The 26129-nt window shown below is 71.4% G+C and carries 21 protein-coding genes, 1 other RNA gene and 1 pseudogene; 4 read left to right on the top strand and 19 right to left on the bottom strand.

The window, feature by feature from the left end; all coding sequences use genetic code 11:
* Positions 1-327 precede the first annotated feature (327 nt).
* The 4 genes from AB0950_RS23990 to AB0950_RS23975 all read right to left on the bottom strand — a co-directional run bounded on the left by AB0950_RS23990 (position 328) and on the right by AB0950_RS23975 (position 5004).
* The gene (locus AB0950_RS23990) at positions 328-2715 is read right to left on the bottom strand and encodes a UvrD-helicase domain-containing protein (RefSeq protein WP_366779375.1); all 2388 of its coding nucleotides are present in this window, start codon (positions 2713-2715) and stop codon (positions 328-330) included.
* A gap of 60 nt (positions 2716-2775) precedes the next feature.
* On the bottom strand, positions 2776-3546 hold the full coding sequence (locus tag AB0950_RS23985) for a zf-HC2 domain-containing protein (RefSeq protein WP_360160465.1): 771 nt from the start codon (positions 3544-3546) through the stop codon (positions 2776-2778).
* Between the two features lie 62 nt (positions 3547-3608).
* Positions 3609-4193, bottom strand: coding sequence for a sigma-70 family RNA polymerase sigma factor (locus tag AB0950_RS23980; RefSeq protein WP_030167252.1), 585 nt, complete (start codon positions 4191-4193; stop codon positions 3609-3611).
* Between the two features lie 217 nt (positions 4194-4410).
* On the bottom strand, positions 4411-5004 hold the full coding sequence (locus AB0950_RS23975) for a CGNR zinc finger domain-containing protein (protein WP_360160466.1): 594 nt from the start codon (positions 5002-5004) through the stop codon (positions 4411-4413).
* A 242-nt stretch (positions 5005-5246) separates the two neighbouring features.
* On the opposite strand from AB0950_RS23975, the gene AB0950_RS23970 reads away from it, so the two are divergent.
* Complete coding sequence (locus AB0950_RS23970; RefSeq protein ID WP_366779374.1) at positions 5247-7328, top strand: SpoIIE family protein phosphatase; 2082 nt, start codon at positions 5247-5249, stop codon at positions 7326-7328.
* Between the two features lie 418 nt (positions 7329-7746).
* Positions 7747-8868, top strand: a complete 1122-nt coding sequence (locus AB0950_RS23965; protein ID WP_360160468.1) for an NAD(P)/FAD-dependent oxidoreductase — start codon at positions 7747-7749, stop codon at positions 8866-8868.
* A gap of 19 nt (positions 8869-8887) precedes the next feature.
* Here the strand turns inward: AB0950_RS23965 and AB0950_RS23960 are convergent, their stop codons facing one another.
* From AB0950_RS23960 to AB0950_RS23935, 6 genes and pseudogenes are all read right to left on the bottom strand, one after another.
* Entirely contained in the window at positions 8888-9076 is a 189-nt protein-coding gene (locus AB0950_RS23960) for a DUF397 domain-containing protein (protein ID WP_360160469.1), read from the bottom strand.
* 10 nt (positions 9077-9086) lie between these two features.
* Positions 9087-9941: a helix-turn-helix transcriptional regulator gene (locus AB0950_RS23955; RefSeq protein ID WP_366779438.1), complete on the bottom strand. Its 855-nt coding sequence runs from the start codon at positions 9939-9941 to the stop codon at positions 9087-9089.
* A gap of 131 nt (positions 9942-10072) precedes the next feature.
* Positions 10073-11230 (bottom strand): uroporphyrinogen-III synthase, encoded by a 1158-nt coding sequence (locus AB0950_RS23950; protein ID WP_360160470.1) that lies wholly within the window; start codon positions 11228-11230, stop codon positions 10073-10075.
* 86 nt (positions 11231-11316) lie between these two features.
* Positions 11317-12687 carry a nitrate/nitrite transporter gene (locus tag AB0950_RS23945; RefSeq protein ID WP_360160471.1) on the bottom strand — a complete coding sequence of 457 codons (1371 nt, stop codon included), beginning with the start codon at positions 12685-12687 and terminating at the stop codon, positions 11317-11319.
* 114 nt (positions 12688-12801) lie between these two features.
* Positions 12802-13662 (bottom strand): annotated as a pseudogene (locus AB0950_RS23940) (glycosyltransferase family 2 protein); the annotation flags it as partial.
* Between the two features lie 139 nt (positions 13663-13801).
* A complete protein-coding gene (locus tag AB0950_RS23935; protein ID WP_360160472.1) occupies positions 13802-14773 on the bottom strand; it encodes a LysR family transcriptional regulator in 972 nt (323 codons plus the stop codon).
* A gap of 84 nt (positions 14774-14857) precedes the next feature.
* Between AB0950_RS23935 and AB0950_RS23930 the strand changes: the two genes are divergently transcribed.
* Positions 14858-16084: an MFS transporter gene (locus tag AB0950_RS23930; RefSeq protein WP_366779373.1), complete on the top strand. Its 1227-nt coding sequence runs from the start codon at positions 14858-14860 to the stop codon at positions 16082-16084.
* A gap of 26 nt (positions 16085-16110) precedes the next feature.
* On the opposite strand, the gene ssrA is transcribed toward AB0950_RS23930, so the two are convergent.
* The 5 genes from ssrA to ftsE all read right to left on the bottom strand — a co-directional run bounded on the left by ssrA (position 16111) and on the right by ftsE (position 20104).
* Positions 16111-16479, bottom strand: a transfer-messenger RNA (tmRNA) gene (gene ssrA / locus AB0950_RS23925).
* Between the two features lie 191 nt (positions 16480-16670).
* Positions 16671-17150 carry an SsrA-binding protein SmpB gene (gene smpB / locus AB0950_RS23920; RefSeq protein ID WP_360160474.1) on the bottom strand — a complete coding sequence of 160 codons (480 nt, stop codon included), beginning with the start codon at positions 17148-17150 and terminating at the stop codon, positions 16671-16673.
* A gap of 56 nt (positions 17151-17206) precedes the next feature.
* Positions 17207-18394 (bottom strand): S41 family peptidase, encoded by a 1188-nt coding sequence (locus tag AB0950_RS23915; RefSeq protein WP_366779372.1) that lies wholly within the window; start codon positions 18392-18394, stop codon positions 17207-17209.
* A 68-nt stretch (positions 18395-18462) separates the two neighbouring features.
* Positions 18463-19380, bottom strand: a complete 918-nt coding sequence (gene ftsX, locus AB0950_RS23910; protein ID WP_360160476.1) for a permease-like cell division protein FtsX — start codon at positions 19378-19380, stop codon at positions 18463-18465.
* 34 nt (positions 19381-19414) lie between these two features.
* Positions 19415-20104, bottom strand: coding sequence for a cell division ATP-binding protein FtsE (ftsE, locus tag AB0950_RS23905; protein ID WP_046729172.1), 690 nt, complete (start codon positions 20102-20104; stop codon positions 19415-19417).
* 237 nt (positions 20105-20341) lie between these two features.
* Here ftsE and AB0950_RS23900 point away from each other — a divergent pair, with 237 nt between their 5' ends.
* Positions 20342-20533: a hypothetical protein gene (locus AB0950_RS23900; protein ID WP_360160477.1), complete on the top strand. Its 192-nt coding sequence runs from the start codon at positions 20342-20344 to the stop codon at positions 20531-20533.
* Between the two features lie 94 nt (positions 20534-20627).
* Here the strand turns inward: AB0950_RS23900 and AB0950_RS23895 are convergent, their stop codons facing one another.
* The 4 genes from AB0950_RS23895 to AB0950_RS23880 form a co-directional block, all read right to left on the bottom strand.
* Complete coding sequence (locus AB0950_RS23895; protein ID WP_360160478.1) at positions 20628-21506, bottom strand: hypothetical protein; 879 nt, start codon at positions 21504-21506, stop codon at positions 20628-20630.
* 308 nt (positions 21507-21814) lie between these two features.
* A complete protein-coding gene (gene prfB / locus AB0950_RS23890; protein WP_360160479.1) occupies positions 21815-22921 on the bottom strand; it encodes a peptide chain release factor 2 in 1107 nt (368 codons plus the stop codon).
* A 72-nt stretch (positions 22922-22993) separates the two neighbouring features.
* Positions 22994-24217, bottom strand: a complete 1224-nt coding sequence (locus tag AB0950_RS23885; RefSeq protein ID WP_360160480.1) for a serine/threonine-protein kinase — start codon at positions 24215-24217, stop codon at positions 22994-22996.
* A 167-nt stretch (positions 24218-24384) separates the two neighbouring features.
* Positions 24385-26055, bottom strand: coding sequence for a protein kinase (locus tag AB0950_RS23880; protein WP_366779371.1), 1671 nt, complete (start codon positions 26053-26055; stop codon positions 24385-24387).
* Between the last annotated feature and the right edge of the window lie 74 nt (positions 26056-26129).

The raw sequence follows: 26129 nt of genomic DNA, 5'->3' as shown, positions 1-26129 counted from the left end.
GAGTTGTAGCCGTCCGATCGTCGCACCTACCGCGGAGTACGTGGTAGTCGCCCTGGATTGCGGACGTTTTGTTCATGAGCGGTGCACTGGTTTCGGAAAACCACTTCCACCATACGAGAAACGATCGGTCAAAAGAAAGAGACCCACGTCACACGGACGTGGGTCTCTCTCACGCTGACGACACCGACCCGCCATGCTCGCCTCGCGGCAAGTGGTCCCTCTAAGGGACGAAGGTTGGGCCCGGGGGCTTGGATCGAGCCGGTGCCGTACTCAGGCTAACAAACGGATGCCGGTGACCATTCCTGTCCCGGAGATTCACCGGAAACTTCAGTCGCGCAGCAGATCCGGCACCCCCGCCGCGTCCGGTTCGTCGCGGTCGCCCGAGACCACCGTGAGCTGCTGGGTCGCCCGGGTCAGCGCCACGTACAGCACGCGCAGGCCGGCCGGGGACTCGTCGGCGATCTCCGCGGGCGAGACGACCACCGTCGCGTCGTACTCCAGGCCCTTGGCCTCCAGGCTGCCGAGCGCCACCACCCGGTCGCCGAGACCGGCCAGCCAGCGCCGGGCCTCCCCGCGCCGGTTCATCGCGACGACCACGCCGACCGTGCCGTCCACCAGGTCCAGCAGCCGCTCGGCCTCCGCCCGCACCGTGGCCCCCAGGGACTCCCGCACCACCGTGAAGCGCGGCTCCACGCCCGTGGAGCGGACCGCGCTCGGCGCCTCGGAGCCCGGCATGGCGAGCGCGAGCACCTTGGCGGCCAGCTCGGCGATCTCCGCCGGGTTGCGGTAGTTCACGGTGAGCTGGAAGCGGCGCCGGGGCCGGGTGCCCAGGGCCTCGTCGCGGGCCTCGGCCGCCTCGTCCGGGTCGGACCAGGAGGACTGGGCGGGGTCGCCGACGACCGTCCAGGTGGCGTGCCGGCCGCGGCGGCCGACCATGCGCCACTGCATCGGCGTGAGGTCCTGCGCCTCGTCCACGATGACGTGGGCGTACTCGGTGCGCTCCTGCGCGAGCCGCTCGGCCCGCTCCCGCTGGGACTCCTCGCGCACCGGCATCAGCTCCTCCAGGCCGGTGAGCTGGTCGAGCGGGTCGATCTCGCGCTTCTTGCGCGGCCGGGCCGGGGCGCCGAGGATCGCCTGCAGTTCGTCGAGCAGGGCGATGTCGTGGACCGAGTAGCCGTCCCGGGCCAGGGAGCGGGCGACCCTGCGGACCTCGCCGGGGTTGAGGATCCGGCGGGCCCAGCGGCCGAGCCGCTTCTCGTCGGCCATGGCGGCCAGCACGGCCTTCGGGGTCAGCTCGGGCCACCAGGCGTCGAGGAAGGCGACGAAGGAGTCCTCGGAGCTGACGTCCTCGTCGAAGGAGGAGCGCAGTTCGGCGGCCAGCTCCGGGTCGGTGTGCCGGTCGGCCGCCCCGGACCTGGCCCACAGGGCGTCCAGCAGCAGCCTGCGGGCGCGCGGGCGGAGCAGGTTGACGGGCGCGGTGCCGCCGAGGGCGGTACGGCGGATACGTTCCAGCTCCTCGCTCTCCAGCTCCAGACGGCGCCCGAAGGCGACGACCCGCAGGCGCGAGGGCGGCCCGGCGGGGGCCTGCGGCCCGGTGCCGGAGTGGTCGTCCAAGCCGTCCAGGGCGAGCTGCCCGGCCGCCCGGGCGGCGCCGCCCGGCCCCAGCTCCAGGGCGCCCCGGGCCGCCTTCCGCAGCACCTTCAGCATCCGGTACGAACCCTTGGCGCGGGCAACGGCCGGGGAGTCGTACAGGGTCGCCTCCGCGCCGTCGACGAGCGAGCCCATGGCGCGGATCGCGACCTGGCCCTCCTCGCCGAGCGAGGGCAGCACGCCCTCGGTGTAGGCGACGAGCAACGGGGTCGGGGAGACGATGAGGATGCCGCCAGCGTAGCGGCGTCTGTCCTGGTAGAGCAGGTAGGCGGCGCGGTGCAGGGCGACGGCGGTCTTGCCGGTGCCGGGGCCGCCCTCGACGTAGGTGATGGAGGCGGCGGGGGCGCGGATGACCAGGTCCTGCTCGGCCTGGATGGAGGAGACGATGTCCCGCATGGTGTGGGTGCGGGCCTGGCCGAGGGCGGCCATCAGGGCGCCGTCGCCGATGACGGGCAGCTCGCGGCCGTCGAGGCGGGCGGTCAGCTCGGGCCGCATCAGGTCGTCCTCGACGCCGAGCACGCGGCGCCCCTTGGAGCGGATGACCCGGCGCCGTACGACCCGCCCCGGATCCACCGGGGTGGCCCGGTAGAAGGGGGCGGCGGCGGGCGCGCGCCAGTCGATGACGAGCGGCGCGTAGTCCTGGTCGAGGACGCCGATCCGCCCGATGTGCAGGGTCTCGGCGATGTCGGCGGTGTTGTCGTCGCGTACGGCGCCCTCGGCGGGCTCGACCGCGGTGTAGGCCCCGTCGGGCCCCTTCTTGCCGTCCTTGCCCGGGAGCAGGTCGATCCGGCCGAAGAGGAAGTCCTCGAACTCGTTGTTGAGCCGGTTCAGGTGGATGCCGGCGCGGAAGACCTGCGCGTCCCGTTCGGCCAGCGCGCCCGGGGTGCCCACCTGGCCGCGCTTGGCCGCGTCGTGCATCAGGAACTCGGCCTCGTGGATCTTCTCCTCCAGCCGCCGGTACACCCGGTCCAGGTGTTCCTGTTCGACGCCGATCTCCCGGTCACGGACGGAATCGTGTGCGCCGTGTACCGAGCCGACCGCGGACTGCTGAACCTGAGCGGCCACCTGGCCCCCTTCTGACGTGCTGGGCAGCCGTCAACCGTACGCGAAGGGGGCCGGTGGAAGCTACGCGTCGACTTGTACCAGCTTCTTCCCCTGGAAGGTCACGACCTCGAAATGGTCGATCTCGTTCGGCTTGAAGGCCGCCGCGCCGCCGATGTAGAGCGGTTTCCTGGACTCGGGCGTCTTGCCGTTCGGGATGCCGTAGCCCCAGTTCGGCACGGACCAGGAGGACATCGTCACGCGCTGTCCGTTCTTCGCGACGAGCACCAGGGAGCACTTGATCGGCCCCTTGGCGTTCTTCAGCTCCAGGACCGCCTGGGTGCCCCAGTCCTTCTGCGCCATGGCGACCGTCGCGCTGATCTGCGACGACGGGTCCGTGGCCGACTTCTTGTCGGGCATGGCGGCGAACGCCGTCTGCGCCGAGGACGCGGTGACCTGGCCGCCGCCCCCGTCGGAGCCGCCGTTCACCGCCACCGCGGCCAGCGGGCCGGCGATGATCAGCGCGGCCGCGGCCGCGATCATGTAGAAGCTGCGCCGGCGCTTCTGGGCGCGCTTGTCCGCGACCTCGTCGACCAGTTTCTCCACCAGCCGGGGCGTGGGCTTGGCGGACAGCGACTCGCCGATCGCGGGGGTGCTGCCGGAACCGGGCAGGTCCGCGAGGGCGGCCAGCATCGGCTCCATCCCGGCCAGCTCGTCCAGCTGCTGGGCGCACCACTCGCAGCCGGCGAGGTGGGCCTCGAAAGCGGTTGCCTCGGCGTCGTCGAGGATCCCGAGGGCGTAGGCGCCCACGGTCTCGTGCTCGCTCGGCACCGGAGATCCCGGACTGGGGTTCATGGGCCCAGGCATACCCGGACCTCCCGCCCCGAATCCCTGCATTCCCCCGTAACCACTGCTCATCACGCCGTCACCCCCCGCTCCTCCAGTGCCAGCTTCATCGAACGCAGGGCGTAGAACACCCGAGACCGCACCGTGCCACTGGGTATGCCCAGCGTCTCGGCCGCCTCATTGACCGTACGCCCCTTGAAGTACGTCTCGACGAGCACCTCCCGGTGGGCCGGGGTCAGGTCGTCGAGCGCGTCCGACAGCGTCATCAGCCACAGCGCCTTGTCGATCTCGTCCTCCGCGGGGATGACCTCCAGCGGCGACGGATCGACCTCCTGCGGCCGGGCCTGCCGGCTGCGGTGGCCGTCGATGACGATGCGGCGTGCGACCGTCACCAGCCAGGGGCGTACCGAACCGGTCGCCCGATTGAGCTGACCGGCGTTCTTCCAGGCACGGATGAGCGTTTCCTGTACGACGTCCTCGGCGCGCTGCCGATCACCGGCGACCAGGCGCAGGACATACGCGAGCAGGGGTCCGGCGTGCTCTCGGTACAGCGCACGCATCAACTCCTCGTCAGGTTCCGAGGGCTGTGAGGACATGCGATGTCGGGCCCTCGATCCACGTTCATTGGCCACGGCCGCATCCTTGCGCACGCCCACCTCCGGTGTCCGGGGGTTCCCCCAGTCGGTCGCTCGCCCACCGGTACGGAAGGAAGCGGCGCGGTGTTCAAACGGAGGTGACAGTTTTCTCTCGGCTGACGTGACGACAGGGACATGGGCGCACATTCCCACCCCTCGATCTTTACAATTCAGGCACAGGGCCGGAGGTGACCGCCGACTCCCGTGTACGGGCCACTCAAACCCGGTGTTACGGAAATCACGCCCGCGCGAGCGCGGCCCGCCGCCGGTGCCGGGCCACCCGCTCCCGGTTGCCGCACACCTCGCTGGAGCACCACCGCCGGCGCCGCCCCCGTGACGTGTCGAGGTACACGAGCGGGCAGTTGTCCCCTTCACACTCCCGTACGGCGGCCCGCGCGACGGGGTCGGTGAGCAGGTCCACGGCGTCCCGCGCGACGAGCGCGAGCAGCCCGGCGCAGGTCGGCGGGCCGGCCAGCTCCCGGGTGAGACCGCCGTCCGGATCGCGTACGGCACGCGGGGCGGGGGTCTCGTCCCGCGCGACCTCGTTGACCCGCCGCAGCGCGCGCTCGTACGACGGCGTGTCCGGCGCCTGCGGGTTGCGCACCAACTGCCCGATGTGGGCGCGCAGTTCCCGGAACCCGACCAGCCAGGAGGCGTCGGCCTGCCCGAGCGCCGTACCCGCCGGGACGAGTCCCGCCCCGGTGATCCACGCGCGCAACGCCTCGACGCCGTCCAGCCGTTCGGCCGGGTGCGCGGTCGCGAGGAGGTCGAGGCAGATCCGTCCGGCATCGAACCGCGGCTCGTAGGGGGGCGTGGCCGTACCCAGTGCCATGTGCCTGTCACCGCCTAGGCAGGAAGCGTGGGGCTGTTCGCTGAGGGGCTGTCCTCTTCACAGTGCCCGTCCGGACGCCCGGCCGGAACCCCTGGGGGCGCGCCCATGCGGCAGTGCGGGAATCCCGCCCGGCCGAGTGGACTCGCGACGGTGGCCGAGTCGCTATAGACCTGAAGAGCAGGGCCCTTGGCGGCCCCGGCGGCGGGGCGCCTTCTGCGAGCACTCCTAGGGGGTTGATCCCTGTGACAGACAGCGACGACGCGATGAGAAGGAGTGATGAGGACAGGGCGCTGCTGGACGCTCTCTTCACTCAGTCGCCGGTGGGACTGCACCTGGTGGACCCCGAGCTGCGGGTCCTGCGGTTCAACACCGCGGGACTGGGCGCGCGGAGCTGGCGTGCACAGGACATCGTCGGGCGGCGGTTCACGGAGACGTACGGACTGGTCGAACCGCGCGAAACCGAGAAGCTCGTGCGCGAGGTGCTGGAGAGCGGTGTTCCCTTGATCGACCGTGTGGTGCGGGCCCGGCCGGAGGCCGACGCTGCGCACGATCGCCTGTACTCGGTCTCGGTCTTCCGCCTTCAGGCCGAGGACGGGACGGTGCTGGGCCTTGCGGCGGCGGTGGTGGACGTCACGGAGCGGGAAAGGGCGCGGGCCCGCATGCGCGTCCTCGACGCCGCACGCGAAAGTGTGGGCAGCACGCTCGACGTGGCGGTGATCTGCCGAGAACTGGCGGACATCGTCGTGCCGGCCTTCGCCGACACCGTCGTCGTGGAAGTGGTGGACAGCGTGATGCGGGGCGACGACCCGCCTCCCCCTCCGCTTCCCCCTGGCGTCCCGCTGCGCCGTGCCGCGTTCCGCAGCCGGGCGGAGGGCGCCCCGCAGGCGCATCCGGTGGGCGACGTACGCGACATCCCCGCCCCCACCCCGTACACACAGACCCTGACCGACCTGCGTCCCCGTGTGCTCAGCCTGAACGACGACCCGCCGTGGCTGGCCGCCGACCCCGCTCGCGCCGAAGCGATCCTGGGATCCGGGGCCCATACGCTGCTGCTGGCCCCGATGACCCTGCACGGCACGGTTCTGGGGCTGATCAGCCTCTACCGGACCGGGCAGAGCGATCCGTACGACGAGGAGGACGTCACCCTCGCGCTCGGCCTGGCCAACCACACTGCCCTGTGCATCGACAACGCCCGCCGTTACACGAGAGAGCACACCATCGCCGCGGCGCTGGGACGCCCCCACCTGCCCTGCCGGCCCGTCCCCCACACCGCTCTGGAAACGGTGGGCATGCCGTGCTCCCCCGAGGACGGAGTGGGCTGGTGCGACACCATTGCGCTGTCCAGCGCCCGCAGCGCACTGGTCGTCGGAGAGGTCGCGGGACGGGGCATCCACGCCGTGGCGACCATGGGGCAGCTGCGCACCCTCGTCCGCTCGCTGGCCGCGTTCGACCTGGGGCCCGACGAACTCCTCGCCCGCCTGGACGACACGGTGAAGCTGCTGGACGCGGAACGCGCAGCCCTGCCGCCGACCGACGCGCTGCACCACGAGCCGCTCGCCGCCACCTGCACCTACGCCGTCTACGATCCCCTGTCCCACAGCTGCACCACGGCGAGCGCAGGCCGCCCGTCCTGCGTCATCGCCCATCCCGGGGGAACCCTCGAGATCCCCGACACGGCCACCGGTCCCACGCTGGGCGAAGCCGACAGCACGCCGTTCGCCGCCACCACCTTCGGGATGCCGGAAGGCGACACGCTCGCCCTCGCAAGTCCCTCGATGACCTCGGACCCGGCCGGCGAACCCGGGATCCTCCGGCAAGCACTGTCCCGCGCCGACCGCCCCCTGCCGGATCTCCGGGACGAGATCCTCTTCTCCTTCGCCGCCCACGCCGCTGCGACGCCCGCCGCGGTCCTCCTCGCGCGCGTGCGCCGCTTCCCGAGCGACCGCGTCGCCACCTGGCAGATCGACCCCGACCCGACTGCCGTCGCCGCCGCCCGGCGCCACGTCCGCGCCCAACTCGCCACCTGGGACGTGGAGGAGGAGACAGCCGACAACACCGGACTCATCGTCAGCGAACTCGTCACGAACGCCGTCCGCCACGGCAGGCCTCCCATAGAACTGCGGCTGATCAACGACCGCGCGCTCACCTGCGAGGTGCGTGACACCAGTCCCGCCGCTCCGCACCTGCGCCACGCGCGCACGGTCGACGAGGGCGGGCGCGGGCTGTTCATAGTCGGCCGGCTGGCCCAGGTCTGGGGCACCCGCTACACCGCCGAGGGCAAGACCATCTGGGCCGAGCAGTCCCTCCCGTCACCGTCCGGCTGACCCAGTGATCGGGAGCGGGCTGATCATGACACCGGCCGCGTATCCCAGGACGTCGCCGAGGACCTTCCCCATGTACCGGCCTCCAGAGACGACGCTCAGCCACAGCAGCGGACCAGGAACCTCATCGATCCCCTCGGAGGCTTGAACGGCCTGGCCGCCTCGCCGGCGAATCGCACAGAGCCTGCTTCGAGCATCATCGGCGGCCGAGCGCCCCGGCGGCGCGCTCTCCGCGACGAAGGGGTGAGGAGGCCGTCCGCCGGCCGCCTGATCTGCCGTGTCGGTGCCATGTCGGTGCCGTGTCGGAGCGCTGTCGGGGCCTGGTCGGGCCGATGTCGGCGGCTCGTCGGCGGGGCCTGGAACCTTCGGGAGAAGACGGCCGCCGCAGCTCACCGGGCGGCCCCGATCCCGAGGAGCCACCATGCACACGCCCGTCACGATCATCGGCGCCGGACTCGGCGGACTCACGCTGGCCCGCGTCCTGCACGTCCACGGCATCCCCGCCACGGTCTACGAGGCCGAGACCTCCCCCTCGGCGCGCGCGCAGGGCGGACTGCTCGACATCCACGACTACAACGGGCAGCTCGCCCTCAAGGCGGCCGGCCTGATGGACGAGTTCCACGCCATCGTCCTGGAGGGCCGCCAGGCGCTGCGAGTCCTCGACCGGGACGGGACGGTCCTGCTCGACCAGGCCGACGACGGCACCGGCGGACGCCCCGAGGTGCAGCGCGGCGACCTGCGACGGGTCCTGCTCGACTCACTCCCGGCCGGCACCGTCCGGTGGGGGCACAAGGTCAGCGGCACCCGTGCCCTCGGCGACGGTCGCCACGAGGTGACGTTCGCCGACGGCACCTGCGTCGTCACCGGCCTGCTGGTCGGCGCGGACGGCGCGTGGTCACGGGTCCGGCCGCTGCTGTCCACCGCCACGCCCGAGTACACCGGCACGTCGTTCGTCGAGACCTACCTGTTCGAAGCCGACACCCGGCACCCCGCCACCGCGAAGGCGGTCGGCGGCGGGATGCTGATCGTTCCTTCGCCGGGCAGGGAGATCTTCGCTCACCGGGAGAAGGACGACACGCTGCACGCCTACGTGGGACTGTTCGAGCCGCAGGAATGGTTCGCCGCCATAGATTTCACCGATGCCGCCGCGGCCACCGCGCGGATCGCCCAGGAATTCGACGGCTGGGCCCCTGAGCTCACCGCGCTGATCACCGACAGCGACACCACGCCGGTCCCGCGCTCCCAGCACACTCTGCCGACCGGGCACCGGTGGGACCGGGTGCCGGGGGTCACCCTGCTCGGCGACGCCGCCCACCTCGCGCCGCCCAACGGCGAGGGCGCCAACCTGGCCATGCTCGACGGCGCCGAACTCGGCGAGGCCCTCGCCGCGCACCCCGAGGACATCGAAACGGCACTCACCGAGTACGAGCAGTCCATGTTCCGCCGCAACGCCGAGACCATCACCGACGACATGCCCGGCATCGACTCCGCCCACAACACGGCCCAGGACCTGATCGACTGGTTCACGAAGAAGGACCAGTGAGACCGTCCCGGCCCCGTTGCTAACGCCGGTTCCCCCTGCCTCCAGCGCATGAGACGAAGTTCGCCCAGGCGGAAGGGGTGACGGTGAGGTGGGGGGCCGTGGGAGTCTTGGAGTCGCGGATGTGGATGGTGGTGGGGGTGGTGGCTATTTCCACGCAGTTCGTGCTGTCGCCGCTGTAGGTGGACTTCTGCCAGTGGAGTGTCTGCACGGTCGCTCTCTTAGAGGTCCTGGACAAGGTTTCGGATGAAGTCGCGCGACTCGTCGGGCCCGAGCGCGCAGGACTCCATGTGTTCCAGCACGGCACGGTACTTGCTCAACTGTGCCTCTGCGTCGAGGAATTCGCAGCCGCCGTGGTGGGTGTCCAACTGCACGGTGTCGAGCTGCGGAACCGGACCCTCGACGTAGTCGAAGGACTGCCCCGTACTCGGGTAGTACTCCGTGTCAAAAGGGATCACCCGGACGGTGACCCGCGGGAGCTCGCTCATGTCGAGCAGATGCTTGAGCTGACCGCGCCTGACGTCCGCGCCGCCGAATCTCATCCGAAGAGCCGACTCGTGGATGATCGCCGCGTAGGGGGGCGGCTCCTCCCGGTACAGGATGCCCTGGCGTTTCATGCGGTACGTAAGGCGGTGTTCGATCTCGTACTGGTGCATCGCGGGCACCACCGCCCGGAACAGGGCACGGGCGTGGTCCGTTGTCTGCAGAAGCGCCGGGATGTGCATGGCAAGGGCAACCCGCAGGCCGGCCGCGTGCTCCTCCACTTCCGCCACGTCGACCAGTGCGGCCGGGAGGTGTTCCCGATACTCCTCCCACCAGCCGCGCTTCCGGCGGCCGGTCATCGCCGCCAAGGCGTCCACCAGGGCTCCGTCCGAGCAGTCGTAGGCGGTTGCCAGCGCTCGGACCCGGTCGGCGCTGAGAGCGCTGCGACCGGTCTCGATCATGCTGACACGTCCCTGGTTGACGCCCAGGTGCACTGCGGCCTGGGTGACGGTGAGCCCCGCGCGCTCGCGAAGTTTGCGCAGCTCGGCGCCCAGACGCCGCTGGCGCAGGGTGGGGTTGTTGATGGGCGGCAAGGCTTGTCCATCAAGAACACCCTGCAGTCGCTTGTCGGTGACGAGATCGGGCTCCATTCCCCAGAGCTGACACGCCGAGCCCGGCCAAGCACCCGGGTTTGCGGGAGCCGCCAGCCGCCGGGCCACGCCCCCTACGCGTCCGCGTACTTCGCGTCCGTAGCCGGGTCCAGGGCCAGGCGGTAGCCGCGTTTGACCACCGTCTGGATCAGCTTCGGGGCGCCGAGGGCCGTGCGGAGGCGGGCCATCGCCGTTTCCACGGCGTGTTCGTCGCGGCCGGCGCCGGGGAGGGCGCGCAGGAGGTCCGCGCGGGGGACCACCCAGCCGGGGCGGCGGGAGAGGGCGCGGAGCAAGGACATCCCCGCCGGGGGGACCGGTTTCAGGTCGCCGTCGATCAGGACCGCGTGGCCCCGGATCTCCACCCGGTGGCCGGCGATGGGCAACGGGCGGGCGCGGGACGGGAGTTCCTGGCAGAGGAGCTGGACCAGGGGGCCCAGGCGGAAGCGTTCCGGCTGGACCGTGTCCACGCCGTGCGCCTGCAGCGGGACCGCCGTGACCGGGCCCACGCAGGCCGGGAGGACGTCGTGGGCCAGGGCGGACAGCAGTTCCTCCCGCAGGCCCCGGGTCTCCGCGCGGGAGATGAGGGAGGCTGCGGCCGGGGCGCTGGTGAAGGTGAGGGCGTCCAGGGAGCGGGAGACCGTCGCGTCCAGCAGGCGGTCCAGGGGGGTGATGTCCTCGGGGGGCATCCAGCGGTACACCGGGACCGGGACCACCTCCGCTCCCCCGGCCCGGAGGGATTCGACGAAGCCGGGCAGGGGTTCGCCGTGCAGTTGTACGGCGATACGGCGGCCGTCCACGCCCTCCGCCAGCAGGTGGTCCAGCACCTCCGCCATGGACTCCGACGACGGCGACCACTCCTCCGTCAGACCGGCCGCGCGGATCGCGCCCTTGACCTTCGGGCCCCGGGCCAGCAGTTCGACCCCGCGCAGCCGGCCGAGCAGCGGTTCGCCCAGGCCCCAGCCGTCGGCGGCCTCGACCCAGCCCCGGAAGCCGATCGCCGTGGTGGCCACCACCACGTCCGGCGCCTGGTCGATGATCTCCTTGGTGGCGGCGAGGAGTTCGCCGTCGTCGGCGAGCGGCACGATGCGCAGGGCGGGTGCGTGCAGGACGGCGGCACCGCGCCGCTGGAGGAGGGCGCCCAGCTCGTCGGCACGGCGGGCGGCGGTGACGCCCACCGTGAATCCCGCGAGCGGGCCGTGCTCGGCTCCGGATTGCTGCTCTTCGTCGTACATGGGATCTCCTAGCTGACCGGCACGCGAATCGAGCCTGTCAACGGCGCGTGACAGGCTCGGTTCGACTTCATTGCGCCGGTGTTACGTCACACTTCGGCGTAGCTGAGCTGCGACTTCGTCTCCGAAGCCGCCACGGGCTCCGCCTGCCGCGCGGGCCGGCGAAGGTATACGGACCACGTCACCGCGAAGCAGACGGCGTAGTAGGCGAGGAAGGCGACGAACGCGCCGGTGCCGGTGCCGTAGGACAGGAAGGACTGGCGGAAGGCGAGGTTGATGGCGACGCCGCCGAGCGCGCCGACCGCGCCGATCAGGCCCATGGAGGCGCCGGACAGCCGGCGGCCCCAGAGCACCGCTGCCTCTCCCTCCAGGCCCTTGGCCAGGGCCTTCGTGTGGAAGATGCCCGGGATCATCTTGAACGTCGAGCCGTTGCCGATACCGGTGAGCGCGAACAGCACGACGAAGGCGACGACGAACAGCGGCAGCGACTTCTGCAGGCTCGCCGCGACCAGGACGGCGGTGGCGGCGCCCATGGCGACGTAGTTCCACAGGGTGATGCGGGCGCCGCCGAAGCGGTCCGCGAGCCGGCCGCCGATGGGCCGGACCAGCGAGCCGAGCAGCGGTCCCATGAAGGTGAGGTACGTCGCCTGCAGCGGGGTCCGGCCGAACTGGTTCGTCAGCACCTGGCCGAAGGCGAAGCTGTAGCCGATGAAGGAGCCGAAGGTGCCGATGTACAGGAGCGACATGATCCAGGTGTGGGCGTCCTTCGCGGCGTCCTTGGCCGCGCCGGTGTCGTTCTTCACCGTCGCCAGGTTGTCCATGAAGACGGCGGCGAGCAGGGCGGCCACGACGATCAGCGGGATGTAGATGCCCAGCAGGACGCGCGGTCCGCCGTTCGCGCCGATCACCGCGAGGGCCACCAGTTGGATGGCGGCCACGCCGATGTTGCCGCCGCCCGCGTTCAGGCCGAGCGCCCAGCCCTTCTTCTTCAGCGGGAAGAAGGCGTTGATGTTGGTCATGGAGGAGGCGAAGTTGCCGCCGCCGATGCCCGCCAGCAGGCCGACGAGGAGGAAGGTGGTGAAGGACGTGCCCGGCTCCATGACCGTGAAGGCCGCGATCGTCGGGATGAGCAGCAGGCTCGCCGAGATGATCGTCCAGTTGCGGCCGCCGAAGACGGCCACGGCGAAGGTGTACGGGACCCGTACGACCGCGCCGACGAGGGTGACCATCGAGGTCAGCAGGAACTTGTCGGCGGGGGTGAGGCCGTACTCCGGGCCCATGAACAGCACGAGGACGGACCACAGGGTCCAGACGGAGAAGCCGATGTGCTCGGAGAGGACGGAGAACCACAGGTTCCGGTTGGCGATCCGCTCCCCGGTCGCCTTCCAGAATCCCTCGTCCTCCGGGTCCCAGCGCTCGATCCAGCGGCCACTGCGACGGGTTGGGGCTGGGGCTGTCATCACGCCTCCACGGGGCTACGGCTGCTCGGTCTGCCACACCAGTGACTGAGCCCGAAGGTAGGGAGGGCGCGTTTCCGGCCTGTGGCTGTGAGTGACCGGAAGGGAACGTTGCTCTCACCCTGTCCGGAGGGGGGATGAGAGGTCCCGCTCCGCCGGGGGCGCGGCCACGCCGCCCATGCGGCGCAGCTTCTGCCAGCGCGGCCGGCCGCCGGTGAGCGCGGTGATCCAGGACTGCAGCAGCACGACGTACATCAGCTGCCGGTACAGGATCTGCTGCAGGGGCAGCGAGAGCAGCGGGGTCAGGCGCTCGCGGTCCAGGGCGAAGGCGTACGCCGCGCAGACCGCCTGCACCGCGAGGACGCCGCACCAGGCCCCGATCGTCTTCGCGGTCGGCCCGAAGACCAGGCCGTAGACGAGGAAGAGGTCGATCAGCGGGGCCACCACCATGAACAGCGACACCAGCGGCAGGCCCACCCGGCCGAAGCGGCCGGAGGGCCCCCGCTCGAACAGGGCCCGGCGGTGCTTCCAGATCGCCTGCATGCGGTAGCGCTGGGACCACAGTTGCTGGACGGACTCGGGCGCCTCGGTCCAGGCGCGGGCGCGCTCGGCGTAGACGACCCGCCGGCCGTCGCGGTGCAGCGCCATCGTGATGTCGGTGTCCTCGGCGAGCGTGTCGTCGCTCATCCCGCCGACCCGGTGCAGGGCCGCGCGGCGGAACGCGCCGACCGCGCCCGGGACCGTCGGCATGCAGCGCAGGACGTCGTACATCCGGCGGTCGAGGTCGAAGCCCATCACGTACTCGATGTGCTGCCAGGCGCCGATCAGCCGGTTCTTGTTGCCGACCTTGGCGTTGCCGGCGACGGCGCCGACGCGCGGGTCGGCGAAGGACTGCACGAGTTCGCGGACGGTGGACGGCTCGAAGACCGTGTCGCCGTCCATCATCACGATCAGGTCGTACCGGGCGTGCGCGATGCCGCATGACGGCCCGAACACCGTCGACCGGAACACGCCCCCACCTGGTTCGAGCGCCCCCACCCACCAACTCTGCGCTCGCGGCATGAATGCAGCGCACGCCGTGCGCCCGTGATGTCCGGGCATCTCTTCCGGCCGCAGGTCACCGTCCCATCACGGTCTCGTCCATGGCCGGAATCCATCCCCCGGCGGGCCGCCGCAGCCACCCCTCCTCCGCGGCGAGCCCGCTCGCCGCCCGGCGCAGCGCGTCCAGTGCGGGGTGGACCAGCCCCTTCCGCCACACCAGGGAGACCGGAGACAGCGGCACGGGATCGACGAGCGGGCGGCGGACCGTGCGGGGCAGGGCCGGGAAGTCGACCACGGCCAGCACCGGGTGCCGGGTCTTGGCCATGATCCGCTCGAACTCCTCGTCCCCGACGGCCAGCGGCAGCGGCGGGGCGAGCCGGACGCCGTACTCCTCGAAGAGCCGGCGCGCCAGGTCGGTCCACTCCAGCGTGCGCGGGTTCCCGGCGCCGGCGTACACCGTCTCCCCGGCCAGCGCGGCCAGCGGCACCTCGGCGCGGGCGGCCAGGGGGTGGTCCTCCGGGAGTACGACGGCCATCGGCTCGTAGCGCACCGGCTGCTGCGCGAGGCCGGACCGCAGCGCCGGGTCCAGGCCGGCGAAACGGCCGAAGGAGGCGTCCAGCCGACCGGCCAGCAGCTCGGCGGCGGCTCCGGTCAGGCCGCTCTCGTAGCGGGCCATCAGCTCGCAGTCGGGGGCGAGTTCACGGGCCCGGTGCAGCACGCGGCGGCCGGTGGCCAGGCCCGGCGAGTTGACGTCCACCAGCAGCGGGCGGGACCGGCCGGGGGCGAAGGCGGCGAGCAGGTCGTCCTGGGCGGCCAAGACCCGGCGCGCGTGCGGGAGCAGCCGTACGCCGTCGGGGGTCAGCGTCACCTGCCGGGTCGTCCGCACGAACAGCTCCGCCCCCAACTCCCGCTCCAGCCGCCGAACATCGCGGCTGAGCGCCTGCTGGGCGACGTACAGGCGGGCCGCGGCGCGGGTGAAGTGCAGTTCCTCGGCGACGGCCACGAAGGCGCGGAGCAGGCGGGGATCCATGTCGGTGGGCGCGGGCATGCTCGTGAACTTACAACGGGAGTGTGTGAATCGGCGCCGGGAAGGTGTTGGACCGGGTGATCCACCGCGGGCGAGGGTGAGCCCATGCCCTCGGTCATATCCACCACCAGCGGCTATCGCCGCCTCTTCGCTCTCCCCGGCGCCCGTGCCTTCACCGCCGGCAACCTCCTCGCCCGGCTGCCCATGGGCATGTTCAGCGTGAGCGCGGTCGTGATGATCGCCGGTTCACGGGGCTCGTACGCCCTGGCCGGCGCCGTGACCGCGACCGGGCTCACGGCGACCGCGCTGGCCGGGCCGTGGGTCGCGCGGCTCGTCGACCGGCACGGACAGGCCCGCGTCGCCGTCCCGGCCACCCTCGCTTCCGTGCTCGGCAGCCTCGCGCTGCTGCTGTGCGTCCGCTACGGCGCCCCCGACTGGACCCTGTTCGCCGCCTACGCCGGCACCGCGGCCACCCCGAACATCGGCGGCCTGTCCCGGGCGCGCTGGGCCCATCTGCTGTGTGACGACCCCGGCGCGCTGCACACCGCGAACTCATTCGAGCAGGCCGCCGACGAGCTGTGCTTCATGCTCGGGCCGGTGCTGGCCTCCTTCCTCACCGGCACGTTCTTCCCGGAGGCGGGCACCCTCACCGGGGCGGTCCTGCTGCTGACCGGCATGCTGCTGTTCACCGCGCAGCGGGCCACCGAGCCGCCGCCACGCGGGCGTTCACAGGCGCGGTCGCCGCTGCGCACGCCGGGGATCCCGCCGCTGCTGGCGTGCTTCACCGCGACCGGGGCGGTGTTCGGCTCGATGGAGGTCGTCACGATCGCCTACGCCGACGCGCAGGGTCACCGCACGGCGGCCGGCGCGGTCCTCGCGTTGCAGGCGGCGGGGTCGTGCGCGGCGGGGCTGGTGTACGGCGCGCTGAAGCCGGCGGGGGTGCGGTTGGTGCACTGTCTGGCGGGGATGGCGGCGCTGATGACCCTGCCGTGGGCCGCCGCCGGCCTCGCCGGTTCGCTCTGGGCGCTGGCGGGAGCGCTGCTGGTGGCGGGAATGGCCACGGCGCCGACGATGGTGACCGCCATGACCCTGGTCCAGCGGCGCACCCCGGCCGACCGTCTGAACGAGGGCATGAGCCTGATGGTGACGGGCCTGCTCACGGGGGTGGCATGCGGCTCGGCGACGGGGGGCTGGGCGGCGGAACGCCTCTCGCCGGTCACCGCGTTCATGGTCCCGGCCGGCGCCGCCACGCTGGCGCTGGGGGTGGCGTCGCTTACCGGCGCTGCCCCCATGACAAACGCCCCGCCGCTCGAAAGCGACAGGGCGTTGTGAACATGGGGCGAACCCCCGGAGGGGCTTGGTGGAGATGGCGGGAATCGAACCCGCGTCCAACGGTGCAGAATCAGGGCTTCTCCGTGTGCAGTCCGCTGCGCTTTTCTCGGCCCCGGAGATCACGCGGACAAGTCTCCGACGGGCTCAGTCACTGTGTGATTTCCCTTTTCACCCCGTGACCGGGATCAAGGTTTAGTTCCCTAGCTGATGCCAGGATCCGGGTCGGGAACAGCCCCGGGCTGACACTTCGCGAGTCGCTACTTAGGCAGCGAGGGCGAAGGAATCGCGCTTGGTGTTGGCGATTATTTTTTTCGGCCTGTGGTTTACGAGATCATGGCCGCTTCCTCGACACGCTTCCCCTGCTTCGACAGCCGCTGTCGAAACCGATCATCCCCATGTTGATTTTTCAAACCCTCCGAGGAGGGTCGCACGCACCCGCTGTGGAGTGCGGCTGCCATCGTAGAGCAACAACGCCCGCCGATGCCACCGTATTCCCGCCGGTCACCCGGCCGTCGTACGGCTTTCCACGCCTCCAACGCGGCCCGGCTCCGGAACATTCCCGGGACCGGCGCCAATCCTCGCCGGCTCAGCCGCGCTGCTTGCGCCGGACCGCCGCCATCGCCCGGTCAGCCTCGCGCCGGTCCTGCTTCTCCCGCAGGGTCTGCCGCTTGTCGTACTCCTTCTTGCCCCGCGCCAGCGCGATCTCGATCTTGGCCCGGCCGTCCTTGAAGTACAGGGCGAGGGGCACAATGGTGTGACCCGTCTCCTGGGACTTGGCCTCCAGCTTGTCGATCTCCGCGCGGTGCAGCAGCAGCTTGCGCTTGCGGCGGGCGCTGTGGTTGGTCCAGGTGCCCTGGCTGTACTCGGGGACGTGCACGTTGTGCAGCCACGCTTCGTGGTCGGTCAGCTGCACGAAGCCGTCGACCAGCGAGGCCCGCCCCTGGCGCAGCGACTTCACCTCGGTGCCCATGAGGACCAGTCCGGCCTCGTAGGTGTCGAGGATGTGGTAGTCGTGCCGCGCCTTCTTGTTCTGCGCGATCAGCTTGCGCCCTTTTTCCTTAGCCATAGTGCCGCCCATTTTCGCACCACACAGGGGGTGTGCGTACAGCCGATTACGCGTGGCTAGGAAGGGTCGCCCAGGCCGGCGAGGACCGTCTCGGCCCGCCGCTCGGCCTCGTCCGGCGCCACCTCGAGGTCGGGGGTGATGCCGCGGCCGTCGACCGCGTGCCCCAGCGGGGTGCGGTAGTGGCCCACGGTCAGCTCGGCCACCGAGCCGTCGGGCAGCCCCGTCGGCATCTGGATGGAGCCCTTGCCGAAGGTCCGGGAGCCGACGACCACCGCGCGGCCCCGGTCCTGCAGCGCCCCGGTGAGCATCTCGGCCGCGCTCATCGTGCCGCCGTCGACCAGGGTGACCAGGGGCCGGGCGGTGTCGCCGCCGGTGTCGGCGTGCAGGGAGCGCTGGGCGCCGTCGGCGTCGTAGGTGGCGACCAGACCGCCGTCGAGGAAGGCGGAGGCGGTCTTGACGGCCTCGGTGACCAGCCCGCCGGAGTTGCCGCGCAGGTCGAGCACGATCCCGCCGTCGGCCGGCGCCTGCCGTACCGCGGCACGGACGGCGTCCCCGGAGCCCTTGGTGAACGCGGCGATCCTGATGATGGTGACCCCGCCCGGCAGCCGGCGCACGGTCACCGAGTCGGTGGACAGCCGCGCCCGGCGCAGGGTCTCGGTCCACGCGCGCGTGCCGCGCTCGAGGCCCAGGGTGACCGTCGTGCCGGCGGCCGCGTCGTCGGCGTCGCCGCGCAGCAGCGAGACGACCTCGGTGACCGGCCGGCCGTCGACCTTGCGGCCGTCGACGCTGCGCAGCCGGTCGCCGGCCCGGATCCCCGCCTCGGCGGCCGGCGAGCCGGGCTGCACCCGGGTCACCTCGATCCGGCCGTCCCGCTCGCGCCGCGCCCACAGGCCGACGCCGGTGTAGCGGCCGTCGAGAGCCTCCTGGAACTCCTGGTACTCGCCCTCCGAATAGACGGCGCCCCAGCGGTCCCCGCTGCGGCTGACGGCCCGCTCGGCCGCCTCCATCGGGGACGTGCCGTCGGCCATCGCCTCGGCGGCGGCCCGCTGCACGTCCTCGTGCCCGCCGGCCGCGCCCTTCGGGGAGGGGGCGGCCCTGCGCGCGGAGGCCACCGGTGCGGCGGCGTCGGGTTCCGGGAAGGAGCCGGTGGCGGCGCCGGTGACCAGGACGCCGGCGAAGACCAATGTCAGGGCGGCCCCGCGGCGGAAGCGGCGGGGCGGGCAGAACAGGTCACGACCTGACATGGCGGTGAGTCTAGGACAACGCGAAGGGCCGTACGGCCGGTTGACCGTACGGCCCGTCTTGGCATGCGTCACACCTTCAGGTACTTGCGCAGAGCGAAGAACGCCGCCAAGGACGGCATCACCACGCTCGTCGCGAGGATCAGCGGCAGCTTGGTCAACACCGCGTCCCAGCCGACGAAGTTGATGAGCGTGAGCTTGTGGGACAGGTCCATGCCGTGGTCGATGGTGAAGTACCGGCCGACCACCAGCGCCACACAGGCGAGTCCGCCGCCGATGAGCCCGGCGACCGCGGCCTCGGCGATGAACGGCGCCTGGATGTAGAAGCCCGAGGCGCCGACCAGGCGCATGATCCCGGTCTCGCGCCGGCGGCTGAACGCCGAGACGCGCACGGTGTTGACGATCAGCAGCAGCGCGACGACCAGCATCATCGCCATCACGCCGAGCGCGCCCCGGTTCATCAGGTTCAGCAGCTGGAAGAGGTTGTCCAGGATGCCCTTCTGGTCCTGCACGGACTGCACTCCGGGCCGTCCGTTGAACGCGGACGCGATCACCTGGTACTTCTGCGGGTCCTTGAGCTTGATCCGGTACGACTCCTGCATCTGGTCCGGCGTGAGCGAGCTGGCCAGGGGGGAGTTGCCGAACTGCTCCTTGTAGTGCTTGTACGCCTGGTCCTGCGACTCGTAGGTGACCTTCTCGACGACCGTCATCTTGTGCAGGTCCGAGAGGATCTGGTTCTTCTGGTCCTCGGTGACCGCGCCCTTGGCGCAGTTGACGTCCGAGTCGGCGTCGTGCTTGTTGCACAGGAAGATCGAGACGTTGACCTTGTCGTACCAGTAGCCCTTCATGGTGCTCACCTGGTCGCTCATCAGCAGCGAACCGCCGAAGAGGGCCAGGGACAGGGCGACGGAGACGATGACGGCGAAGGTCATCGTCAGATTGCGGCGGAGACCGACACCGATCTCCGACAGGACGAACTGGGCGCGCATGGCGTCTGGTCGAGCCTTTCCGTCGTGAACTTGCTTAGTGCTGGTAGCCGTAGACGCCGCGGGCCTGGTCGCGGACGAGGCGGCCCTTCTCCAGCTCGATGACGCGCTTGCGCATCTGGTCCACGATGTTCTGATCGTGCGTCGCCATGATGACGGTGGTGCCCGTCCGGTTGATGCGGTCGAGCAGCTTCATGATGCCGACGGAGGTCTGCGGGTCGAGGTTGCCGGTGGGCTCGTCGGCGATCAGCAGCTTCGGGCGGTTGACGAACGCCCGCGCGATGGCGACGCGCTGCTGCTCACCACCGGACAGCTCGCCGGGCATGCGGTCCTCCTTGCCGCCGAGGCCGACGAGATCGAGCACCTGCGGCACGGACTTGCGGATCTCGCCCTTGGACTTGCCGATCACCTCCTGCGCGAAGGCCACGTTCTCCGCGACCGTCTTGTTCGGCAGCAGGCGGAAGTCCTGGAAGACGGTTCCCAGCTGGCGGCGCATCTGGGGCACCTTCCAGTTGGAGAGGCGTGCGAGGTCCTTGCCCAGCACGTGCACCTGGCCGTGGCTGCAGCGCTCCTCGCGGAGGACGAGCCGCAGGAAGGTGGACTTTCCGGAGCCGGAGGACCCCACGAGGAACACGAACTCGCCCTTCTCCACCTCCAGGGAGACATCCCTGAGTGCGGGGCGGGTCTGCTTGGGGTAGACCTTGGAGACGTTGTCGAATCGGATCACGGATGCACCACGGGTCGCCGGGGGTAGATGAGCGTGACCATACGCGAACCGGGTGTGCAAGTGCAGTCGCAGGTCGAGGTTGGGTAAGGCTTGTACGTTTTTGTACCGGCCGCTGTTCTTCCCCGGCTCTTCGGGGGCCCGCGCACGCGCTCCGTGAACCTGGCACAGTGGAGGGGGGAACGTTCTCGTTCCCCTGAGCGTTGTACGTGTGATGGCCGGTGCAAGGAGGGCGAGCGCATGACGTACGACCGGTTGGTGTGCGCGAACTGCGCGGCGCCCGTGAGCGAGGGCCGGTGCCCGGTGTGCCGTGCCAACCGCGAGCGACTGCAGCAGGAGGGCTTCCTCGGCGGGGTGAACCCGATGGCGCTGATCGCACTGCTGGCGGTGCTGATCGCCGCGCTGGCGCTGCTGGCGCATCAGACCGCGTAAGAGAAGTCTCACAAAACCCCTAAGGGCCCGGAGCGTCAGGCTCCGGGCCCTTCGGCGTGCACGTCGCGCGCGCTGTGTGAGCGTACGGCTACGCTCAGGCGGCCGCGCCGCCGCGGCCGTTGACCAGGCGCGGCAGGATGCGGAAGCCGATGCCCCCGGCGATCATCGTGGCGGCGCCGATGACCAGGAACGCGGTCTGGCCGGCACCGGTCTCGGCGAGCTGCTTGTCGCCGCCCTGGGCCTTGCTGTCGGACCCGGTGTCGGTGAGGGCCGAGGAGCCCTCCTCCTGGGGGGCCGTGCCGCTGCCGCCCTGCGGGTTGTCGTGGTTGCCACCGGTGCTGGAACCGCCGGTGCCGGAGCCGCCGTTGCCGCCCGTGTTGCCGCCGTTGCCGTTGCCACCGTTGCCGTTGCCGCCGGTGTGGCCGCCGTTGCCGCCGTCACCGGAACCGCCCTCGGTGCTGCCCTGGGTGGAACCCTGGGTCGAGCCCTCGGTGCTGCCCTGGGTCGACCCCTGGGTGGAACCCTCCGTGGAGCCCTGGGTCGAACCCTGGGTGCTGCCCTGGATGGAACCCTCGGTGGAGCCCTGGGTCGTGCCCTGGATCGTGCCCTCGGTGGTCCCCAGGGACGTGCCCTGGGTCTCACCCTGGGTGTCGCCCTCGGTGGTGCCCTGGGTGTCACCCTGGGTCGAGCCCTGGGTGTCGCCTTCGGTCGTCCCCTGGGTGTCGCCTTCGGTCGTCCCCTGGGTCGTCCCCTCGGTCACGCCCAGAGTGGCGCCCTGGATGGCACCCTCGGTCGTTCCCTGGGTCGCCCCGTCGGTGTCGTTGCCGTCCGTGGTGACACCGAGGCTGATCGGGCCGGCCTTGACATCGAGGTCGAGGGCGGAGGCCGCGCCGGCTGCGGTCAGTGACGCACCGGCCGCGATCACGGCGCCGGCGGCTATCCGCGCGACCCGGATCCGCGTCTTCTTCGTCATATGGTTGCTACCCCCAGTAGCTGATCGTCCATGAGGCGGCGCATGGGGCGTGCCGTGATCGACGGGAGGCAGCCGGTGACGAAGCGCGTCAACTCATTCCCCCGGTTCACATGCGCCCCTGAAGTTACGCATGCCGCGCTTTACCCTTCCGATTTTTCAAAGCAACGTCAAGGCCGTTGCGGGCGCTATGTCCGCTCGGGGGCCGTATGCGGCGAGTTGAAGCGTGTGAGTGTGATGTAAAACCCAGACAAAAGACAACTGCCGCCTCTCGGGCGGCAGTTGTCATGTCGACAAAGTTACTTCTGCGGTTACTTTTCCTGCTGCTTGCGCCAGCGAATACCGGCCTCCAGGAACCCGTCGATCTCGCCGTTGAACACGGCCTCCGGGTTGCCCACTTCGTACTCGGTGCGCAGGTCCTTGACCATCTGGTACGGGTGCAGCACGTAGGAGCGCATCTGGTTGCCCCAGGAGTTGCCGCCGTCGCCCTTGAGGGCGTCCATCTTGGCCTGCTCCTCCTGCCGGCGGCGCTCCAGCAGCTTGGCCTGGAGGACGTTCATCGCGGTGGCCTTGTTCTGGATCTGCGACCGCTCGTTCTGGCAGGAGACCACGATGCCGGTGGGCAGGTGGGTGATGCGCACCGCGGAGTCGGTGGTGTTCACGCCCTGGCCGCCGGGGCCGGAGGAGCGGTAGACGTCGATGCGCAGGTCGGACTCGTCGATCTCGACGTGGTCGGACTGCTCGACGACGGGCAGCACCTCCACGCCCGCGAAGGAGGTCTGGCGGCGGCCCTGGTTGTCGAAGGGCGAGATGCGCACGAGGCGGTGCGTGCCCTGCTCGACGGAGAGGGTGCCGTAGGCGTACGGCGCCTGGACGGCGAAGGTGGTCGACTTGATGCCGGCCTCTTCGGCGTACGACGTCTCGATCAGCTCCGTCTTGTAGCCGCGCTGCTCGGCCCAGCGCAGGTACATGCGCTGGAGCTTCTCGGCGAAGTCGGCGGCGTCGACGCCGCCGGCCTCGGCGCGGATGTTGACGAGCGCCTCACGGGAGTCGTACTCACCGCTGAGGAGCGTGCGGACCTCCATCTCGTCCAGCGCCTTCTTCACCGCGGCCAGCTCGGACTCGGCCTCGGCGCGGGTGTCCGGGTCGTTCTCCTCCTCGGCCATCTCGAAGAGGACCGCGAGATCGTCGATCCGGCCGCGCAGCGCCTCCGCCTTCCTGACCTCGGCCTGGAGGTGGGAGAGCTTGCTGGTGATCTTCTGCGCCTCGTCCGGGTTGTCCCACAGGGACGGCGCGGCCGCCTGCTCCTCGAGCACGGCGATGTCTGCCCTCATCTTGTCGAGGTCCAGGACGGCCTCGATCGACTCCATGGTCGAGGAGAGGGACTTCAGCTCTTCGGATACATCGACGACTGCCACGCCTCCCAGCGTAACGGCTGCGGCAACCGACCTCGGCCGAGCGTCCCCGGCGCCGCGCTGGCCCCCGGTGGGTCAGGGCGTCGACGTGCTGTGGGTGCCGGACGGCGTCCCGGAGTCGTCGTCGGCGGACACCCACCACGCCCCGACGCCCACGACGGCCGCCACGACCAGTCCGGCCACGCCCAGGGTCAGCCTGCGCCGCCGCAGCGCCGCCCGGTGCCTCGCCGAGCCCGGCCGGGGCGCACCGGTGGCCCGGGGGGCGCGCGCGGTTCCATGGGCGCCTCCGGCCAGCTCGTCCGGTCCCGGTACGCGCATCGACGTGTGCGTGTCGCGGTTGGAGTCCGGCTTGGCGCCGGGGACCAGCGGGACCGCGCCCCGCCGCCGTACCGGCTCGCCGCCCGGCGCCGGCGCCACCGGCTCCTGTGCCGCCTCCTCGGACGGCTCCGGCTCGTCGACGTCCAGCGGCGGCATCCCGGCCAGCGTCGGCAGCTGCTCGCGCAGCCGCGCCGCCAGCTCCGAGGCGCGCAGCCGGGACGCGGGCGCCTTGGCCAGGCACTGCACGAGCAGCTGCCACAGCTCCTCGGGGATGCCGGGCAGGGGGACGACGGTCTCGGTGACGTGGCGGCGCAAGACCGCGCCGGGGTGGCCCCCGCCGAACGGGGTGAAGCCGGCCAGCAGCTCGTACAGGACCGTCGCCAGGGCGTAGATGTCGACGGCCGCGCGGGGCGGCAGGCCCTCGACGATCTCCGGAGCCAGGTAGTCCGGCGTGCCGATGATCTTCGTGGCCCGTGTCCGCTTCGGCGAGTCGATCAGCTTGGCCACGCCGAAGTCGGTGAGCAGGGCGGGGTGCGAGCCGCCGGGGCCGAGCGGGCCCTGCATGTCCAGGAGCACGTTCTCGGGCTTGACGTCCCGGTGGACGACCCCGGCCGCGTGGGCCGCCGCCAGCGCGTCGGCGATGTCCGCGACGATCGCGACGGCCGCCTCGGGGGCGAGCCGCCGCTCGCGCTCCAGCCGGGTGCGCAGGTCGGTGCCGCGCACCAGGTCCATGACGAGGGCGAGGTCGTTGCCGTCGACCACCAGGTCGCGCACGGTGACGATGTGCGGGTGCTCCAGGCCGAGCAGCGCGGTGCGCTCCTGCACGAAGCGTCCGACGAGCTCCTGGTCCGAGGCGAGGTCCTCGCGCAGCATCTTGATGGCGACGGGCCCGTCCGGCCCCTCGCCCAGCCACACCGTGCCGGCGCTGCCCCGACCCAGGATCTGGTTCGCGGTGTACCGGCTGCCGATCTTCCGTGCCAAGACTGCTCCTACAGACGCGCGTTGTCGCGTGGTGTCGCTAAAACTACGCGTCCGACGAGCCAACCTTCACCGCGGAGACGGAAATCACCCGCCAGATGTCGACAAATCCGCAAACTCGCGGTCCGGCACCGCGCGTTCGCGCCATCGGCCGCCACGCGCGCGTGCGCTCAGCTTCCGCCGCCGGAGGAGCCTCCCAGATCCTTGATCCACTTCCTGGCCTGGCCGACCCAGTGGCTCACCTCGTGCCAGTAGCTGCGGCCCTGGCCGATCCAGGTGTGCACCGGTGTCAGGTCGTAGATCAGCCAGCTCGCCACGACCAGGATGACGATCGTGAACAGGCAGCCCTTCAGGCAGCCGAGACCCGGGATCTTCATCGGGTTGGCGCTGCGCTGCCGCGGCTCCCGGGGCTCGCGCGCGGGCCGCTGCGGCTCCGGCGCGGGCGGCGCGTACCGCTGCGGACGCTGCGGCGCGTACTGCTGGGGCTCGGGCGCATAGCCGTACCCCTGCTGGTAGCCCTGCTGACGGCCGCGCGGCTGCGGCTGCTGCGGGCGGGACTGCGGGGCCTGCCGCGGCTGCTGCTGCGGCCGGGCCACCTGCCGCTGGGGCCGGTGGCGCAGCGGGTCGTCCTCCGGCGAGAGGTACTGGATCTGCGTCTGCTCGTTGCGGTCGCGGGCCGCGCGCAGCTGAGTCTGCCAGGGGTGCGGCTGCTCGGGCTGCTGCCCCTGCGGGCCGGTGTTCGGCAGCACCGCCGTCGGGTCGGCCGCGCCCGTGTTCGGCAGGACGGCGGTGGGGTCGGCGGTGCCCGAGGGGCCGCCGGTGTGCGGCAGCACGCTGGTCGCGGCGTTCGGGTCGTACGCCCCCGCGGAGCCCTGCGGCAGCACCTGGGTGGGGTCGGCGGCGCCGGGCAGACCCGGTACGGCGGTCGGGTCCGGGTCCGGGGCCAGCAGCGCGCCCACGCCCTCGGCGGCGGCGATCTGCGCGGCGTTCGCGTGCACGCCGACGCCCTCGGCGACGACCCTCAGGGCGCGCGCGAGGTTCTCGGCGCTCGGCCGTTCGTCGGGGTTCTTGCGCAGGCAGCGCTCCATGACCGTCCACAGCGGGTCCGGGACGGTGGAGGGGCGGCGCGGCTCGGCGCTCAGGTGCTGGTGCAGGACCTCCAGGGCCGAGCTGCCCGAGAACGGCGGGTGGCCGGTGACCAGCTCGTACAGCAGGATGCCGGCGCCGTAGATGTCCACGGCGGAGGTCTGCGGGCGGCCCTCGGCGGACTCCGGCGCCACGTACGCGGGCGTGCCGACGAACTCCTGGGTGCGGGTCAGGCCCGGGGAGTCGGCGAGCCGGGCGATGCCGAAGTCGGTCAGCATCGGGTGCATCTGGCCGTCGTGCTGCATGAGCAGCACGTTCGCGGGCTTCAGGTCCCGGTGGACCACCCCGTCGGCGTGGCTCGCGGCGAGCGCGTCGGCGATCTGCGCGGTCATCAGCGCGGCGGCGACCGGCGAGAGCGGGCCGTTCTCGCGCAGGTAGCGGTGCAGGTCGGGGCCGTCGACGAGGTCCATGACCAGCGCCAGCAGATCGCCCTCGACGACCAGGTCGCGCACCCGGACGATGTTCGGGTGGGTGAGGCGGAGCAGGACCGAGCGCTCCCGCAGGAAGCGCATCACGATGTCCGGGTCGCTCGCCAGCTCCTCCTTGAGGACCTTGATCGCGACCGTCTCGCCGGGCTGTCCGGCCACGGCCGCCTCGGCGCCCGCGGTCTCGCGCTGGCGGGCACGCCAGACGGTGCCTGTGGCGCCGCGTCCCAGCGGCTCCTCAAGCAGGTACTTGCTGCCGACTGGCCGCACGTCACGCGCTCCCTGTTGCTTGCGGATGCTTGCTTGCCTGCATTCCGGTTGTCGTTCCGGTTCCGGTCCACTGT

Origin of the sequence: Streptomyces sp. NPDC007189, from assembly GCF_040703635.1 — a bacterium.
Classification (GTDB): domain Bacteria; phylum Actinomycetota; class Actinomycetes; order Streptomycetales; family Streptomycetaceae; genus Streptomyces.
This window is presented reverse-complemented; position numbering and strand designations above follow the sequence as displayed.

What these genes read in the sequence shown, in the direction of transcription:
- AB0950_RS23985 (WP_360160465.1), bottom strand. Translation starts at nt 3,546, where the DNA reads ATGAACCCCAGTCCGGGATCTCCGGTGCCGAGCGAGCACGAGACCGTG.
- AB0950_RS23975 (WP_360160466.1), bottom strand. Translation starts at nt 5,004, where the DNA reads ATGGCACTGGGTACGGCCACGCCCCCCTACGAGCCGCGGTTCGATGCC.
- AB0950_RS23965 (WP_360160468.1), top strand. Translation starts at nt 7,747, where the DNA reads ATGCACACGCCCGTCACGATCATCGGCGCCGGACTCGGCGGACTCACG.
- AB0950_RS23950 (WP_360160470.1), bottom strand. Translation starts at nt 11,230, where the DNA reads ATGTACGACGAAGAGCAGCAATCCGGAGCCGAGCACGGCCCGCTCGCG.
- AB0950_RS23945 (WP_360160471.1), bottom strand. Translation starts at nt 12,687, where the DNA reads ATGACAGCCCCAGCCCCAACCCGTCGCAGTGGCCGCTGGATCGAGCGC.
- AB0950_RS23935 (WP_360160472.1), bottom strand. Translation starts at nt 14,773, where the DNA reads ATGCCCGCGCCCACCGACATGGATCCCCGCCTGCTCCGCGCCTTCGTG.
- AB0950_RS23930 (WP_366779373.1), top strand. Translation starts at nt 14,858, where the DNA reads ATGCCCTCGGTCATATCCACCACCAGCGGCTATCGCCGCCTCTTCGCT.
- smpB (WP_360160474.1), bottom strand. Translation starts at nt 17,150, where the DNA reads ATGGCTAAGGAAAAAGGGCGCAAGCTGATCGCGCAGAACAAGAAGGCG.
- AB0950_RS23915 (WP_366779372.1), bottom strand. Translation starts at nt 18,394, where the DNA reads ATGTCAGGTCGTGACCTGTTCTGCCCGCCCCGCCGCTTCCGCCGCGGG.
- ftsX (WP_360160476.1), bottom strand. Translation starts at nt 19,380, where the DNA reads ATGCGCGCCCAGTTCGTCCTGTCGGAGATCGGTGTCGGTCTCCGCCGC.
- AB0950_RS23900 (WP_360160477.1), top strand. Translation starts at nt 20,342, where the DNA reads ATGACGTACGACCGGTTGGTGTGCGCGAACTGCGCGGCGCCCGTGAGC.
- AB0950_RS23895 (WP_360160478.1), bottom strand. Translation starts at nt 21,506, where the DNA reads ATGACGAAGAAGACGCGGATCCGGGTCGCGCGGATAGCCGCCGGCGCC.